Origin of the sequence: Streptomyces sp. NBC_01707 (genome assembly GCF_041438805.1) — a bacterium.
Taxonomy (GTDB): Bacteria; Actinomycetota; Actinomycetes; order Streptomycetales; family Streptomycetaceae; genus Streptomyces.
In genome coordinates, this window is sequence record NZ_CP109190.1 from 5859736 (window position 1) to 5874779 (window position 15044).

The 15044-nt window shown below is 70.5% G+C and carries 13 protein-coding genes; 6 read left to right on the top strand and 7 right to left on the bottom strand.

The window, feature by feature from the left end; genetic code table 11:
* Positions 1 to 6: 6 nt before the first annotated feature.
* Positions 7 to 1761, top strand: coding sequence for a class I adenylate-forming enzyme family protein (locus OG963_RS26425; RefSeq protein WP_371799522.1), 1755 nt, complete (start codon positions 7 to 9; stop codon positions 1759 to 1761).
* Positions 1762 to 1776: 15 nt separating this feature from the next.
* Here the strand turns inward: OG963_RS26425 and OG963_RS26430 are convergent, their stop codons facing one another.
* The gene (locus OG963_RS26430; RefSeq protein WP_093776372.1) at positions 1777 to 3054 is read right to left on the bottom strand and encodes a M6 family metalloprotease domain-containing protein; all 1278 of its coding nucleotides are present in this window, start codon (positions 3052 to 3054) and stop codon (positions 1777 to 1779) included.
* Between the two features lie 285 nt (positions 3055 to 3339).
* On the opposite strand from OG963_RS26430, the gene OG963_RS26435 reads away from it, so the two are divergent.
* Positions 3340 to 4020, top strand: a complete 681-nt coding sequence (locus tag OG963_RS26435; RefSeq protein WP_371126454.1) for a TetR/AcrR family transcriptional regulator — start codon at positions 3340 to 3342, stop codon at positions 4018 to 4020.
* Positions 4021 to 4238: 218 nt separating this feature from the next.
* Positions 4239 to 5771 (top strand): MFS transporter, encoded by a 1533-nt coding sequence (locus tag OG963_RS26440; RefSeq protein ID WP_093776373.1) that lies wholly within the window; start codon positions 4239 to 4241, stop codon positions 5769 to 5771.
* A gap of 116 nt (positions 5772 to 5887) precedes the next feature.
* Here OG963_RS26440 and OG963_RS26445 read toward each other — a convergent pair whose 3' ends face one another.
* A complete protein-coding gene (locus OG963_RS26445; RefSeq protein ID WP_093776374.1) occupies positions 5888 to 6400 on the bottom strand; it encodes a MarR family winged helix-turn-helix transcriptional regulator in 513 nt (170 codons plus the stop codon).
* A 151-nt stretch (positions 6401 to 6551) separates the two neighbouring features.
* Here OG963_RS26445 and OG963_RS26450 point away from each other — a divergent pair, with 151 nt between their 5' ends.
* Complete coding sequence (locus OG963_RS26450; protein ID WP_371799523.1) at positions 6552 to 7334, top strand: dioxygenase; 783 nt, start codon at positions 6552 to 6554, stop codon at positions 7332 to 7334.
* A 4-nt stretch (positions 7335 to 7338) separates the two neighbouring features.
* On the opposite strand, the gene OG963_RS26455 is transcribed toward OG963_RS26450, so the two are convergent.
* The gene (locus OG963_RS26455) at positions 7339 to 8418 is read right to left on the bottom strand and encodes a questin oxidase family protein (protein WP_319325244.1); all 1080 of its coding nucleotides are present in this window, start codon (positions 8416 to 8418) and stop codon (positions 7339 to 7341) included.
* A gap of 72 nt (positions 8419 to 8490) precedes the next feature.
* Positions 8491 to 9039 (bottom strand): GNAT family N-acetyltransferase, encoded by a 549-nt coding sequence (locus OG963_RS26460; RefSeq protein WP_093776377.1) that lies wholly within the window; start codon positions 9037 to 9039, stop codon positions 8491 to 8493.
* 149 nt (positions 9040 to 9188) lie between these two features.
* On the opposite strand from OG963_RS26460, the gene OG963_RS26465 reads away from it, so the two are divergent.
* Entirely contained in the window at positions 9189 to 10187 is a 999-nt protein-coding gene (locus OG963_RS26465; protein ID WP_093776378.1) for an RNA polymerase sigma factor RpoD/SigA, read from the top strand.
* A gap of 101 nt (positions 10188 to 10288) precedes the next feature.
* Here OG963_RS26465 and OG963_RS26470 read toward each other — a convergent pair whose 3' ends face one another.
* A complete protein-coding gene (locus tag OG963_RS26470) occupies positions 10289 to 11260 on the bottom strand; it encodes a YafY family protein (RefSeq protein ID WP_093776380.1) in 972 nt (323 codons plus the stop codon).
* A gap of 61 nt (positions 11261 to 11321) precedes the next feature.
* Between OG963_RS26470 and OG963_RS26475 the strand changes: the two genes are divergently transcribed.
* Positions 11322 to 12878: an MFS transporter gene (locus OG963_RS26475; protein ID WP_093930406.1), complete on the top strand. Its 1557-nt coding sequence runs from the start codon at positions 11322 to 11324 to the stop codon at positions 12876 to 12878.
* A gap of 123 nt (positions 12879 to 13001) precedes the next feature.
* On the opposite strand, the gene OG963_RS26480 is transcribed toward OG963_RS26475, so the two are convergent.
* A complete protein-coding gene (locus tag OG963_RS26480) occupies positions 13002 to 13772 on the bottom strand; it encodes a DUF6227 family protein (RefSeq protein ID WP_093776384.1) in 771 nt (256 codons plus the stop codon).
* Positions 13773 to 13929: 157 nt separating this feature from the next.
* Positions 13930 to 15036: a P1 family peptidase gene (locus OG963_RS26485; RefSeq protein WP_371799524.1), complete on the bottom strand. Its 1107-nt coding sequence runs from the start codon at positions 15034 to 15036 to the stop codon at positions 13930 to 13932.
* Between the last annotated feature and the right edge of the window lie 8 nt (positions 15037 to 15044).

Genomic DNA, 15044 nt, shown 5'->3' on the forward strand with positions numbered 1-15044 from the left:
TCGTTCGTGCCGCACACCGACCCGATCCCCGCCGACCCGGCCCCCGACGCCGGTGCCTCGTCCGCCGCCGACCGCATCGAGGCGGCGCTGACCGGGCCCGGAGCCCCGTTCGCCGTCGTACGGTTGCAGGACGGCCCGCAGGCCGGGGTGCTCGTGTATGCGGACGGGCCCAGAACCCTCCGCGAATTCGTTGAGACCACCTGGGCCTTCGGGGACCAGCCGTTCCTGATCGCCGCCGAGGGCAGCTACTCGTACGCGGAGTTCTTCGCCGCCGCGTCCGCGCTGGCGTGCCGGCTGACCGAGGTGTACGGGCTCCGCCCCGGAGACCGGGCCGTCGTCGCGATGCGCAACCACCCCGAGTGGCAGATCGCCTTCTGGGCCGCGCAGTTGGCCGGTCTCGTCGCCGTACCGCTCAACGCCTGGTGGACCGAGGACGAGTTCACGTACGCGCTCGACGACTGCGGACCGAGGGTGCTGCTGGTGGACGGGGAGCGGCTGCCTCGCGTCTCCGCGTGGGCGGAGAAGACCGAGGCGCGCCTGGTCGTCTTCCACGGCCGGGCCGGCGAGGTTCCGCAGGGGGCCGAGCGGTACGAGGACCTGCCCGCGCCCGACCCGCTCGCCGCACCGCCCGAGGTCGAGATCCGCCCCGAGGACTATGCGACGATCATCTACACCTCGGGCACCACCGGGCGGCCCAAGGGCGCCGTCGCCACCCACCTCGCCCAGGTGGGCGCAGCACTCAACCCGCGGTTCCACGCGACCGCTTCCGCACTCCGCCGCGGGATCATCCCGGGACAGGGGCCCGCGCCGGTCACCCTGATGACCTTTCCGTTCTTCCATGTCGCCGCGTTCACCTCCTTCTACTCGGCGATGGCGGCGGGCGGTGCGCTCGTGCTCATGCGGAAGTGGGACGTCGAGGAGGCGCTGCGGCTGATCCGTGAGCACGGCGTCACGCACTACGCCGGTGTCCCGGCCACCGCCCTCGAGCTCCTCGCCGCCGCCGAGCGGGCGGGGGACGAACTGGCGAGCCTCCAGATGCTGAACACCGGCGGGGCGGCCGCTCCGCCCGACCTGGTGGGGCGGCTCACCGCCCGCTTCGGTGAGCGGATCGAGCCGCGCAACGGCTACGGTCTGACCGAGACCTGCGGCGGCGTCCTGGCGAACTTCGGCGCCGACTACCGGCTGCACCCGGGCAGCGTCGGCCGACCGACCCCCACCACCGAGGTACGGATCGCCGGTCCGGCGGGTGAGGCGCTGCCCGAGGGCGAGGTCGGCGAGCTGTGGCTGCGCGGCCAGTCACTGGTCCGCGGCTACTGGCGGGACGAGGCGGCGACGGCAGAGGCGTTCACCGACGGATGGTTCCGGACCGGCGATCTCGCGCTGGTGCGTGACGGGCGGGTCAGCGTCGTGGACCGGCTCAAGGACATGGTGATCCGTGGCGGTGAGAACGTGTACTGCGTGGAGGTCGAGGCCGTGCTCCACGATCACCCGGACGTCGAGGACGCGGCAGTGCTGGGCGTGGCGCACCCGGTCCTCGGTGAGGAGGTCGCCGCGGTCGTCCGGCTTCGGCCCGGTGCCACCGTCACGCCCGACGAGCTGCGGGCGCACGTCGGGCGGACCCTGGCTGCGTTCAAGGTTCCGGCCCATGTCCTCGTACGCGAGGAACCGCTTCCGCGGAACCCGACCGGGAAGATCCTCAAGCGTGAGCTGCGCGGGCCGGTCGACGACGAGGTGCGGGGGAGGGGGACGAAGAGCGGGTAGCGGGGAGGGGCGTGATCAGGAGCGGGTGATGCGGACCCGGTAGTTGCCCTTGGAGTCCTTGTCGACCACCGATATGCGTATCCCGTCCGCCGCGTTGGTGAACGTCTGGCCGGGCTGGAACGGGGCGTCGGACAGCTCGGCCTGCACGTTGGGGGACCGTGTGCAGCCTCTGCTGCCCTTGGTGCTGTCCGCGACGGTGATCGGCCCCAGGCCGGTGTCCACGTCGGAGCGCACCTTGTAGATGAGTACACCGGGCCTGCAGACCGCCCGGTCGTTGCCCGCCTGGGTCCGTACCTCCACCGCGTAGCCCGACTCCGCGCTGAGCGGCACGAAGGCCAGTTTCAGGCCGCCCCGGGCGGCCAGCGGCCCGAGGATGCGGTCGGTGGTGCCGGGTTTGGAGGCGCAGCTGATCTGTTTGCCGTCGAGCCAGCCGAGCTTCCACTTGTGCCAGCCGAGCAGATCGTTGTTGGCCCCCCAGTCCTCGGACATGATGTCCCAGTGCCCGACCGAGCCGCCGCCCTCCATGGTGTAGAGGTCGGGCAGGCCGAAGACATGGCTGTTCTCGTGCGGCAGGACGCGGTAGCCGTTCTGTGCGTACGACCCGGAGCCGTCGTCCTGCCGGCTGTAGATGAAGGACGTGTTGGCGAGCGGGACGCCGTCCGCGAGCGGGGCGTCGGCATTGCCGGAAAAGGTCACGGACAACACGGTGTCCAGTGCGGAGGGTCCGGCGTTCGGTGTGACCAGGACATTGACCAGGTCGTACTCCCTGAAGTCCACCTTCGGGTCGGCTATGGCCACGAGGTCCTGGACCAGACGGCGGTAGCCCGGCTCGTACGGTGAGCCGCGCTCTATCCCGTACGCCGAGAACGGCAGCGGCATCCGCAGCCAGCTCTTCACGGGGGTTTCGGGCCGGTAGATGAGCCGGCCGTACGAACTGGTCCGGAACCAGGCGGTGGTCTGCGGGAAGAATTCACCGAACCGGTCCATCGCCGACCCGGGTCCCGGTGCGTCCGGGAAGTCGATCATCAGGTTGAGCGCGTGCACCTCGCCGGTGGACCGGGAGTAGCCGGTCGGGGTCGGCATCCCCTCCGACATCTGTACGCCCATCGTCGCGGATATCCGGCACGGTCCCAGCCCTGCCTCGTCAGCGGTGGCCACCGGTCCGGCGGTGGCGTGGCCGGGGAGGGAGAGCGTGCTGCTGGCCGAGGCTGTGGCGGCGATGACCAGTGTGGTCGCCCCGGCGAGTGCGAGGGTGCGGCGGCGGCTGGGTATCCGGTGGCGGGGCTGCTGCATAGAGTCGCCTTCCGGGGGTCCGCGGCAGCCGACGGGCCCTGGCTGCGCTCTGCTGATCACCCTCTGGCGGCCGGTGCGTGGCCGCGCGTTGGGTGCGCCGATCGGTGGATTCTCCGTCCGGGTGATGTGACGCAGGTCACATCTGGGATGGGAAATAACCGGGGACCGAATCCCCGTTTGAACCCGTGTCCCCGCGAAACGGGGAGGCGCTCCCCGGTTGCACGTATCCGGGGCGCCGCAGGAGCCAACAGGAGCAGCAAGAGCCGGAAGGGAAGGGCTGCCGTCGTGGAGACCGTCACTCGCATCGCCGCCGACACCGACATCGACACCGGGACGGCGCCGCGCCGCACGCCCCGCCCGCGGGCGGACGCGCTGCGCAACCGGGAGCGGATCGTGGCGGCGGCGCGCGAGATGTTCGTCGAGTTCGGGCCGGACGTGCCGCTCGACGAGGTCGCCCGCCGCGCGGGTGTCGGCAATGCCACGCTCTACCGGAACTTCCCCGACCGGGCCGCGCTGACCCATGAGGTCGTTCTCTCCGTCACCTCCCGCACCACCGACCGTGCGGACGAGGCGGCGGCCGAGGAGGGCGACCCGTTCGCTGCGCTCAGCCGCTTCGTCCACGCGGCGGCCGACGAACGCGTCGGGGCACTCTGCCCGATGCTGTCCGGCGGCTTCGACAAGGACCATCCCGAACTGCTCGCCGAGCGTCGCCGCCTCGAAGAGGCCGTCGAAGGGCTCGTGGCGCGCGCCATGTCCGCGGGGCGCCTGCGCACCGACATCGCCGTCGGTGACGTACTGGTCGGCCTCTCCCAGCTCACCCGGCCGTTGCCAGGCATCGCGTGCCTGGACATCGACCGGTTCACCCACCGTCACATCCAGCTGTTCCTGGACGGCCTCGAGGCTCCGGCCCGGTCCGAACTGCCCGGTACGGCGGCAACCTTGGAGGATCTGCGGCGCCGGCCATGAGGCCCGTGCCGGGCTGCTGAAGCAGACGCCGTCCGGCTGCGTGTCCGACGCGCCCTCACCACCCCCAGCTCACGACTGACCTCACGTCCACTCCCACTTCTTCCAGCTCCCTCCCTTCGCACTTCTCACCCTCACCGTTCACCGGCCGGGACGTTCTGCGTTCACGGTCACGGTTCACGACCCTTCGCGTCCACGCGCGTCCTTAGGTGGCTACTTCCATGTCAAAAACAGCTGATCCACGACTTCCTGACCCCAGCCGCTGGAAAGCGCTGGCCTTCATCGCACTCGCGCAGCTGATGGTGGTGCTCGATGCCACGATCGTGAATATCGCGCTGCCGCACGCACAGACGGCCCTGGGCATCACCGATGCCAACAAGCAGTGGGTCATCACGGCCTACGCCCTCGCCTTCGGCGGACTGCTGCTCTTCGGTGGCCGGATCGCCGACCTGTGGGGCCGTAAGCGCACCTTCGTCGTCGGCCTGATCGGCTTCGCGCTGGCCTCCGCGCTCGGTGGCGCGGCCCAGAACCAGGGCATGCTGTTCGGCTCACGCGCGCTCCAGGGTGTCTTCGGTGCCCTGCTCGCCCCGGCCGCGCTCTCGCTGCTCGCCGTGATGTTCACCGATGCCAAGGAGCGCGCCAAGGCGTTCGGTATCTACGGTGCGATCGCCGGTGGTGGTGGCGCCGTCGGCCTGATCCTCGGTGGCTTCCTCACCCAGACGCTGAACTGGCGCTGGACGTTCTTCGTCAACATCCCGTTCGCCGTCATCGCGGCCGCGGGTGCGTACTTCGTGATCCGCGAGCCGGTCGGCAGCCGTAACCGCTCGTCGCTCGACATCCCCGGCGTGGTGCTCTCCGCACTGGGTCTGGTCTCGCTGGTGTACGGATTCACCCGCGCCGAGTCCAGCGGCTGGTCGGACCCGCTGACCATCGGCATGTTCGTCGCGTCCGGTGTGCTGCTCCTGTCGTTCGTCCTGACCGAGGCCAGGGTCAAGTCGCCGCTGCTGCCGCTGCGCGTCGTGATGGACCGCAACCGCGGCGGTGTCTACCTCTCGCTGGGGCTGGCCATCATCGCGATGTTCGGGCTCTTCCTCTTCCTGACGTACTACCTGCAGGTCGTGAGGGGCTACTCGCCGATCCGGACAGGGTTCGCCTTCCTCCCGATGATCGCGGGCATGATCACCGGATCGACGCAGATCGGCGCCCGGCTGATGACGCGGGTCCCGGCTCGCAAGCTGATGGGCCCGGGCTTCCTGGCCGCAGCCGTGGGCATGCTGCTGCTGACGCAGCTGGAGATCGGTTCCTCCTACCCGGCACTGATCCTCCCGGCGCAGCTCCTGCTGGGTCTGGGCATGGGTACGGCGTTCATGCCGGCCATGTCGCTGGCCACGCACGGGGTCGAGCCGCGGGACTCGGGTGTGGCGTCCGCGATGGTCAACACCTCGCAGCAGGTGGGTGGCGCGATCGGTACGGCGCTGCTGAACACGATCGCCGCCTCGGCCGCCACGGCGTACGCCACCTCGCACGCCGCGCTGGCCGCCACGGACCCGAAGCTGCTGAAGCTCCAGTCGATGGTGCACGGCTTCACGGGAGCCATCTGGTGGGCGGTCGGCATCCTGGTGGTGGCGTCCGCGATCGCGGTGACGTTCATCAACGCCGGACGTCCTTCGGCGACCACGGTGAACTCGGGTTCCGGCTCGGGGGATGCCGACGGGGTCGAGGACGAGTTCAAGGTCCCGGTTGTCGCGCACTGACGACGGACGCGCGGCGTGGAGTCACATGAAGTGACGTGAACATGGGTCTGCCCCGGTTCCGCTCGGCGGAGCCGGGGCAGACCCGCGTCCGTACGCGGTGCGTGGGCAGGAGACCCCTAGCGCAGCCAGGGCAGGTCCGCGTCCGTGCCGTCCGGCTCCAGTCCGGTGGCGATGACCTGCATGATCTCGCCGAAGGAGCGCAGCTGCTCGGGGGTGAGCCGGTCGAACATCGCCTGGCGTACGGCACGCACATGACCCGGCGCGGACCGGCGGAGCATCTCGTAACCCTCGTCGGTGAGGACCGCGTTCTGTCCGCGCTTGTCGGAAGGGCAGTCCTCCCGGCGCACCCAGCCGTTGCGTTCCAGCCGGGCGACGGCGTGCGAGAGCCGGGAGCGGGTGATCTTGACGTCCTTGGCCAGCTGGGTCATCCGCATCTGACGCCGGGGCGCCTGGGCGAGCTGGACGAGCAGCCCGTAGTAGATGTGCGGCATGCCGGCGTCGCGCTGCAACTGGCGGTCGAGGTGGTCCTCCAGGAGCGTGGTGGCCTGGAGATAGGCGCGCCAGACGCTCTGCTCTTCGTCGGAGAGCCAGGGCGGCCCGCCGGTGGATGCCGTGGTCATGGACTCCACTGTACGACCTTTTCTTGAAAGTTGAACTAGATAGGGCTAAGGTCTCCGTAGATGGGAACTTGAAGCTTCAAGAAGCTTCGAGCTTCGGAGCTCAGGAGCTTCGAAGGCCCCGTAGAAGATCTGTCTTCAGTAGCAGTGGATGGGGAGTGCCATGACTGTCACCGCGGAGCGGATGCCCGCCCTCTATCTTTCCCACGGTGCGCCGCCGCTGGCCGACGACCCGGTGTGGCCGGGCCAGCTGGCCGCATGGTCCGCCGGCCTGCCCCGCCCCACCGCGATCCTCATGGCCTCCGCCCACTGGGAGGAGGCCCCGCTCGCCCTGGGCGCGACCGAGACCGTCCCGCTCGTCTACGACTTCTGGGGCTTCCCCGAGCACTACTACCAGGTGCGGTACGCGGCCCCGGGGGCGCCGCAGCTGGCGGAGAACGTACGCAAGCTGCTGCGCGGCGCCGGTACACCGGTCCAGGACATCCCGGACCGCGGGCTCGACCACGGGGCGTACGTCCCGCTGGTGGAGATGTTCCCGGGCGCCGACATCCCCGTACTCCAGATCTCCTTGCCGACGCTGGACCCGCAGAAGCTGATGGACATCGGACGCAAGCTCGCGCCGCTGCGCGACGAGGGCGTACTGATCGTCGGCAGCGGCTTCTTCACCCACAACCTCGCCGCACTGCGGCACACAGGCGGCGGCAACCCCGCCTGGTCGGTGGAGTTCGACGACTGGGGACACCGGGCGCTGCAGGCGCAGGACATCGACGCGCTGCTCGACTTCGAGCACAAGTCCCCGGCGGGCCGGCTGGCCCATCCGCGCACCGAGCACTTCGCGCCGCTCTTCGTGACGCTGGGCGCCTCGGAGGGAGAGCTGGACCAGGGGCGCAGCATCATCGACGGGTTCTGGATGGGGCTCGCGAAGCGATCGGTGCAGTTCGGCTGAGTGGTCAGAGGGCCGGCGGGTTCAGCTCGATCGAGCGGAGCGCGGCGGCCAGGGCCGTCGTGTCACCGACATCCAGTGCGGTGTCGGTGAACTTGATCGTGTGGTCGTCGCCGTGCGCCGCCGCCCGCGCGAAGATCTCGTCCGCGGAGACCGCCGACGGCGATGCGGCGCAGGGAACGGGGTCGGCGGGGCTGTACGCGGCGGTGACCGCGGCGCTCGCGGCCCAGGCCGCGGCCAGGCTCTGTCCCCACAGTTCACGGGGGAGAGCGGGCAGCGTACGCAGCACGGCGTTGGGTGCGGTCGCGGCGTGCACCAGCATGATCGGTGCGCCGTGGCCGTGGGTGGCGTAGCGGTGGGTCGCGGCCCTGACCAGCTCCGCCAGCCGGGCGCGCGCCACGTCCGGGTCGTCGGCGAACTGCTGCGGCCACAGCGGGAACTCGGTGAGCTGCGCCAGCCGGTCGCGTATCCCGCCACTCTGGTCGGCCACCGGCGGTACGGCGTCCAGCGCGGCCGCGGCACTCGGCGCGGGCACGAGCGAGGCCGGTGGGTGCAGCGCGGGCAGCGGCTGGTGGCGGGCGGCCCAGTAGCCGAGGCCGTGCGCGAGCTCGGCTTTCCGGGGGGCGTTCGCTTCCCCGTCGAGCAGGGTGCGCACGGCGTGGCCGACCCGGATCACGGGGTGGGTGGCGCCCGCGGCGATGCCAGGCAGCAGCCGCGGCCACCACTCGGTGAGGACGTCCTGCCAGGGGCGCCCGGCAATCTCCCGCTCGAAGTACGTCGTCCAGTCGGCGATCCTGCGCGGGTCGCCCAGGGCCTCGTGCCAGTTCTCCGCGGTGACCCGGGCCGCGGGGGCCGGCATGTCCTCCAGCTTGTGGCTGTAGTGGTCGAGCCAACGGTGGACGGCCGGTGCCTGGCCGTGCCGTACGAGCGCCTCGACGGCCATCGGGCCGTGGTTGCTCAGCCAGCCGTTCCGCTCGGGGCCCGCGGCGTGGAGCCGCTCCAGCGCCTCGTCGAGCGCGCCGGTGGTGTCGCCCGGTGCAGTGCCCGGTGCGCCTGTGGCGTCTTTCCTGCCTGTCGTGTCGGTCATGCCGGAACACGCTAGGCGCGGGGCCCGTCGCCCGTAACGGGCTGCAGACCTACGCCACGACCCCGCCGGGGCCTAGGTCTCCGGGCCCAGAGGCTTCTCGTACCAGGCCACGTCCCAGTACCTGCCGAACTTCCGGCCCACCTCGGCGTACGTACCGACATGGCGGAAGCCGAATCGCTCGTGCAACCGCACCGAGGCGTCGTTGGGCAGGGCGATGCCCGCGTACGCGCGATGGAGATCCTCGTCAGCGAGGGCCTCGAAGAGCGACTCGTACAGGAGTGTGCCGATGCCCTGGCCGGCGGCCTGCGGTGTGCAGTACACGCTCACCTCCACCGACGTGGCGTACGCCGCCTTGGGGCGGAAGGCGCTGCTGGTCGCGTAGCCGAGCACCGACGCGGGGCCGACAATGCGGACATCCTGAGCAACCTGAAGACGGTGCGGACCGTCTTCAGGGTGAGAGAGCAGCCACGGCATCCGCTGTTCGGGTGTGAAGGGGACGGTGTCGAATGTGAGCGCAGTCTCACGAACGTAATGGTTGTAGATGCCGGTGAGGGCCGCCAGATCGCCCGCGACGCCTGGTCTGACCTGCACCTCTGTACGGAGTCCCGGGGTTTCCGGCATGAACCCTCCCCTTCTCGGCGCGACAGGGTACTGCATGATCGCGACAATGAATGCGAGGCATGGGAATTCTGTCCGGATTCCAGTCGTTGTTTCCAACGGATGCAGGGCACCCGAAAGGGTGTCGCGACCTACTCAGCAAGGGAGCACGCATGGCAACCCGTGCCGTCGCCCGTCGTTCGTCCACCACTGGTGGGAGCAGCCGGGCAAGCAGTGTTCGCGCCGTGGGCGGGGAAATCGCCGATCGCGACCTGGTCGGCATGTACCTGGACGAGATCGCGCGCACGCCGCTGCTCGACGCCGCCAAGGAGGTCGAGCTTTCCCAAGCCGTCGAAGCGGGCGTGTTCGCCCGGCAGGTCCTCGACGGTGTGGTGGAGAGCGAAGCCGGTGGAGCGACGCGTGAGGAGCTGGAGGCGCTGGTCGCCGAGGGCGAGCGCGCCAAGGACATATTCATCCGTTCCAACCTTCGACTCGTGGTTGCTGTCGCCCGCCGCTATCCGCGGGCAGGGCTGCCCCTGCTCGACCTGATCCAGGAGGGGAACGCGGGCCTGGTGCGCGCGGTCGAGAAGTTCGACTACGCCAAGGGCTTCAAGTTCTCCACGTATGCGACGTGGTGGATCCGTCAGGCCATCACCCGTTCCATAGCCGACCAGTCCCGTACGATCCGGCTCCCCGTCCACCTGGTGGAGGAGCTCGGCCGGATCCGCCGTGTCCAGCGGGAGTTCAACCGTGAGCACGGGCGCGAGCCCGAGCACGCGGAGATAGCCGCGGAGCTGGATTCCACGGCCACGCGCGTCGGCGATGTCCTGGACTGGGCCCGTGACCCGGTCAGCCTCAACATGTCCGTGGACGACGAGGGCGAGACCCAGTTCGGCGATCTGCTGGAGGACACCTCCGCGGTGTCGCCCGAGCAGTCCGTGATGACGCTGCTGCGCAGCGAGGAGCTGGAGGATCTGATCGGCAAGCTCGACAACCGCACCGCGTCGATCATCCGTATGCGGTACGGCATCGAGGACGGCCGGGAGCGGACTCTCACCGAGGTCGGCAAGCAGCACGGTCTGACACGCGAGCGGATCCGGCAGATCGAGAAGCACGCACTGCTCGAACTGAAGCGAATGGCCCACGACACGGGTTTTGACGCTGCGGCGTGAGCTCGAGTCCAGTAGCCTCCGATATGAGCCGCTTCGTGCGGACCCCATGAGCTGAGTCCCGGCGCCCACCCCCCCTGGCGCCGGGGCTCATTTCTTTGCCGTCATGGTGCGGAGAGTGCTGCGGCGCGCGTCAGCCGGGCGCCCAGATCGCTCAGGAACTCCACCAGCTGCGCCGGCTGGTGCGCGGTGAACTCACAGTCGACCAGCGCCAGTCGGAGCGCCACCCACTCCAGCGAGTCCGCCATGACCGCACGGAGCCGGCAGCTGTTCTCGCCCGTCGGTTCCAGCGGACCGAACGCCGGGGGCAGCCGCGCGGACACGAATTCCGCCGGGGCCGCGAAGCTCACCTCGACCGCCAGCTCCGGCTGCCGGCGCCGGATGGAGTCGGTGAGAAATGCCGCGGCGTCCCCCGTGGGCAGCTCGCGCGGTGTGAAGCGGGCCCCCGTGGCGAACGGCTCGCTCACCCGGTCGACGCGGAACGTACGCCATGCCTCGCGCCCCAGGTCGTACGCGACGAGGTACCACCGCCACCCGGTGCTCACCAGCCGGTAGGGCTCGGCCTCCCGTTTCGTCTCGGCGCCGTCCCCCGCCCGGTAGGCGAACCGCAGTCGCTCCCGGCCGGTGACCGCCGACGCCATCACCGTCAGCGTGTGCGGATCGATGGTCGAACCGTCACCGCGGGTCAGCGGCATGGTGGCGTTCTGCAGGGTCGAGACCCGGTGCCGCAGCCGGGACGGCAGCACCTGCTCCAGCTTCGCCAGGGCTCGTACGGATGCCTCGTCAACCCCCTCGATGGCGTGCCCCGCCCCTGCCCGCAGTCCTACAGCGATCGCCACCGCCTCCTCGTCGTCCAGGAGCAGCGGCGGCATGGCGGTGCCCGCGACCAGCCGGTAGCCGCCGACCGAGCCTCGCGACGCCTCGACGGGGTAGCCGAGGTCGCGGAGCCGGTCGATGTCGCGGCGGATGGTGCGCGGGCTGACGTCGAGTCGCTCGGCGAGTTCGCTGCCCGGCCACTCGCGCGGCGTCTGGAGGAGCGACAGCAGATTCAGCAGTCGTGCCGGGGTATCGGTCATGGATCCAGAGTGCCGGTCCATTGGGTCATGACCTGACCTAATGGACGTTTAACTTCTTCATATGACTTCTTCCGCATCGCTGCCGTCCACGGCGGCCGATCCCACGGTGTCCTCGGACCCGTCGGACCGGCGCCGGTGGTTCGCGCTCGCCATCGTGATGACCGCGGCCTTCATGGACCTGGTCGACGTCACGATCGTCAACATCGCCATTCCGAGCATCAAGCGCGACACAGGTGCCTCGTTCAGCTCGATCCAGTGGATCACCGCCGGATACGCCCTGGCCTTCGCGGCCGGTCTGATCACGGGCGGCCGGCTCGGCGACATCTACGGCCGCAAGCGGCTCTTCCTCATCGGCATCGGCGGCTTCACGCTGGCCTCCGCGCTCTGCGGCTTCGCGGCGAACCCGGAGATGCTGGTCGCCTCCCGCATCCTGCAGGGCGGCACCGCCGCGCTGATGGTCCCGCAGGTGCTGTCGATCGTGCACGCCACGTTCCCGGCACACGAGCGCGGCAAGGTCTTCGGCCTCTTCGGTGCGATCGTCGGCCTCGGCGCGGTCTCGGGACCGCTGCTGGGCGCGCTGCTCACCGAGTGGAACATCGCGGGCCTGGAGTGGCGGCCGATCTTCCTGATCAACCTGCCGGTCGGCATCGCGGGACTGCTCCTGGGCCGGAAGTTCATCACGGAGTCCAAAGCCCCGAAGGCGCTCCGCCTCGACCTGGTCGGTGTCGCGCTGGTGACGCTGGGACTGCTGATGCTGCTCTACCCGCTGACCCGCGGGCGCGAGCTGGGCTGGCCGCTGTGGGGGTACATGTCGATGATCGGCAGTGTCCTGGTGTTCGCGGCCCTGGTGCTGTTCGAGCGGGCGAAGGCACGCAAGGACGGTTCGCCGCTCGTCGAGCTGTCGCTGTTCCGGGTCAAGAGCTTCGCAGCGGGCATCGCCGTCCAGCTGACCTTCGGGATCGGCCTCGGCATCTTCTTCCTGGTCTGGACGCTGTACATGCAGATGGGACTCGGCTGGAGCGAGCTGCGGGCGGGCACGACCGGCATCCCGTTCTCGATCGCCGTCTCGTTCGCCGCCGGGATCTCCGTACAGAAACTGGTACCCCGGTTCGGCCGCAAGGTCCTGCAGGCGGGCGCGCTGCTGATGGTCGCCGGACTGCTGCTCTACATCTGGGAGTCCGACCGGTACGGCATGGGCATCGCCCCGTGGCAGATGGCTCTGCCGCTGGTCGTCATGGGGCTCGGTATGGGGCTGATCGTGGCCCCGCTGACGGACGCGGTGCTGTCCGAGGTGCCGAAGGAGCACTCCGGATCGGCGTCCGGGCTGATCAACACCGTGCAGCAGATGGGTAACGCACTGGGGCTCGGACTCGTCTCGGTCGTCTTCTTCGGGTCGATCAGCGACCGACTGGCGCCGCAGGCGATGGGCCCGGCGTTCGTCGAGGCGTTCCAGCACTCGCTGTGGTGGGTGGCCGGGGTGCTCGCAGTGATCTTCCTGGTGATGTTCGCGCTGCCGGCGCGACCGCGGCAGCACGTGGAGGGCGGCGAGGACGAGGACGTCCAGGACGTCGACGCCACGCCGGACGAGGTGGTCAAGGAGGCCGCACTGACGCGCTGAGTGCGTCTGCCGGCCCGGCCGCGTGCCTGTCTGCTCGGTGCCCGCACCCTTCGGGGGTGCGGGCATCCTTGCGTCAGGCGCGGGCCCCTTGTGCGTGCTGCGGCGGGTGGGAGCCGTCACCCGTCAGCAGATGCGCGTGCGGCTCTCCATCGCCTCGCGCGCCGCCTGCTCGTCCCCGTACACCTCGCACATGTGGCGGCCGTCCGGCGTCGCCGTGTGCTCGACCTCCCACAGACTCGTCTCGCTGCCGTCGAGAAGCAGGAAGGCGTGCTCGTACAGGGTGAAACCGGCGTCCCGTCCGTCGACCCGGCACTGCCGGCCGAAGATCTGGGTGATGTGGTGGGCGAAGGCGGCCCGCAGCAGACACGCCGTCTCCTCGCCCGGCGCGTCGCCGTTCTCCGCGCGGCGCAGCACGCGGCGGGCGTGGTCCGCGGAGTTGTCCGGCGCGTACATCCGGGGCAGCGGTGCCGGCGGCGCGGCCATCAGGACCGTGTGTACATCCAGGTCCGCCTGCGGGGCGTCGTCGCCGAACACCGGCATGTCGGAGAAGCTGCCGGCAAGCCGGGCGGCGGCGACATGGGCGTCGGCCTCGTCGTCGTACAGCTCGTGGTGCTGGGGGCCGGGCCGTGTCCGCGACCGGCGGTCCGTCGTGTCCCTGGCGCCGCCGTGGACCAGCTCCCACAGGGTCAGGGCCGAGCCGTCGGACAGCAGGTAGGTATGACGGTAGGTCTCGCGGTGCAGTACGGAACTGTGGTGCGAGGAGTGCAGGGAGCTGCTGTGTGCCAGCGCCGTGCCGAGTCTCTCGACCGTGCAGTCGGGCAGGTCGAAAGAGTTGAGTGCGCGTCGCAGGAGTCGCTCGAGGTGCTGCTCGGTTGTCTCGTACGGATCGCTCAAGGTGCTGTCTCCAGGCCGTCGCCGCGTGTCACACGATGCGTGCTTAACGTAGTCCCTGGGTCCGACATCGAGACCGGGGTTCCGGAAAACGTACGGCACGCGCGGATAGTTCCTGGCGTTTCGTCCGAACTTCCTTGTGCGGACGGCGAGTCGGCGGTCAGCCGGTGCCGTAGAGATCGCTGTACGAGGGGTACGTGCCCGCGCCGGGGTGGCGGGCTTCGACGCTCTCGGCCGCCCGTACGGCCTTCACGACGGCTCGCGTCAGCACGTCGGCGCCGGCCGCCAGGAGTTCGTTCAGCGCGATCGGGTTGTCCGGGGGCAGCGGCCGCTCCCCGGTGGCGAGCGCGAAGACCGTGTCCCCGTCGTTCAGCAGATGTACGGGACGGACGGCGCGCGCCAGTCCGTCGTGCGCCGTGCCCGCGAGCTTCTGCGCCTGCGCGCGGGTGAGATCCGCGTCCGTGGCGACGACGGCGAGCGTGGTGTTGAGCGGGGGGCGGGCTTCGGCGTCCGCCGCCTCGGCCAGCCGGCGCCCGGCGGTCCTGTGGACGTCCGCCGGGGGGTGCACGGGCGGTTCGGCGGCTCCGTACTCGCCGTACAGCACCCCGGTCACCGGATCGACCACCGAACCCGCCGCGTTCACCACGACCAGCACACCGACCGTGATCCCCGACGGCAGCAGTGCGCTCGCCGTGCCCACCCCACCCTTGAGCCGGCCGGCGACCGCTCCCGTGCCGACGCCGACGCCGCCCTCCGCGACCGGGGCACCCGACTCCGTGCCCCCCGCGGCCTCCACCGCGGCGCGGCCGGTCGAGGCGTCCGGGCGGGCCCGCCAGTCGCCACCCCGCCCCAGGTCGAAGATGCATGCGGCCGGGACCACCGGCACCACCTGCGACGGATCGGGACCGACCCGCACGCCCCGCCCCTGCTCCTCCAGCCAGGCCATCACGCCGGACGCCGCGTCCAGTCCGTACGCGCTGCCGCCCGTCAGGACGACGGCGTCGATGCGCTGCACCAGGTTGCGGGGGTCGAGCGCGTCCGTCTCCCGGGTGCCCGGGCCGCCGCCCCGTACGTCGACGGCGGCGACCGCGCCGCCCTCGGGGGCGAGGACGACGGTGGTGCCGCTCAGTGCGCCGTCGCCGGAAACCCGCGCATGACCGACCCGCAACCCGGCCACATCCGTCAGCGCGTCCCTCCCGGCCGGGGGGAGGGAGGTCGGCGGCTGCGCGCCCTGTGCCTGGCCCTGTCCGGTGTGCTGTCCGGTCATCGTGTGCT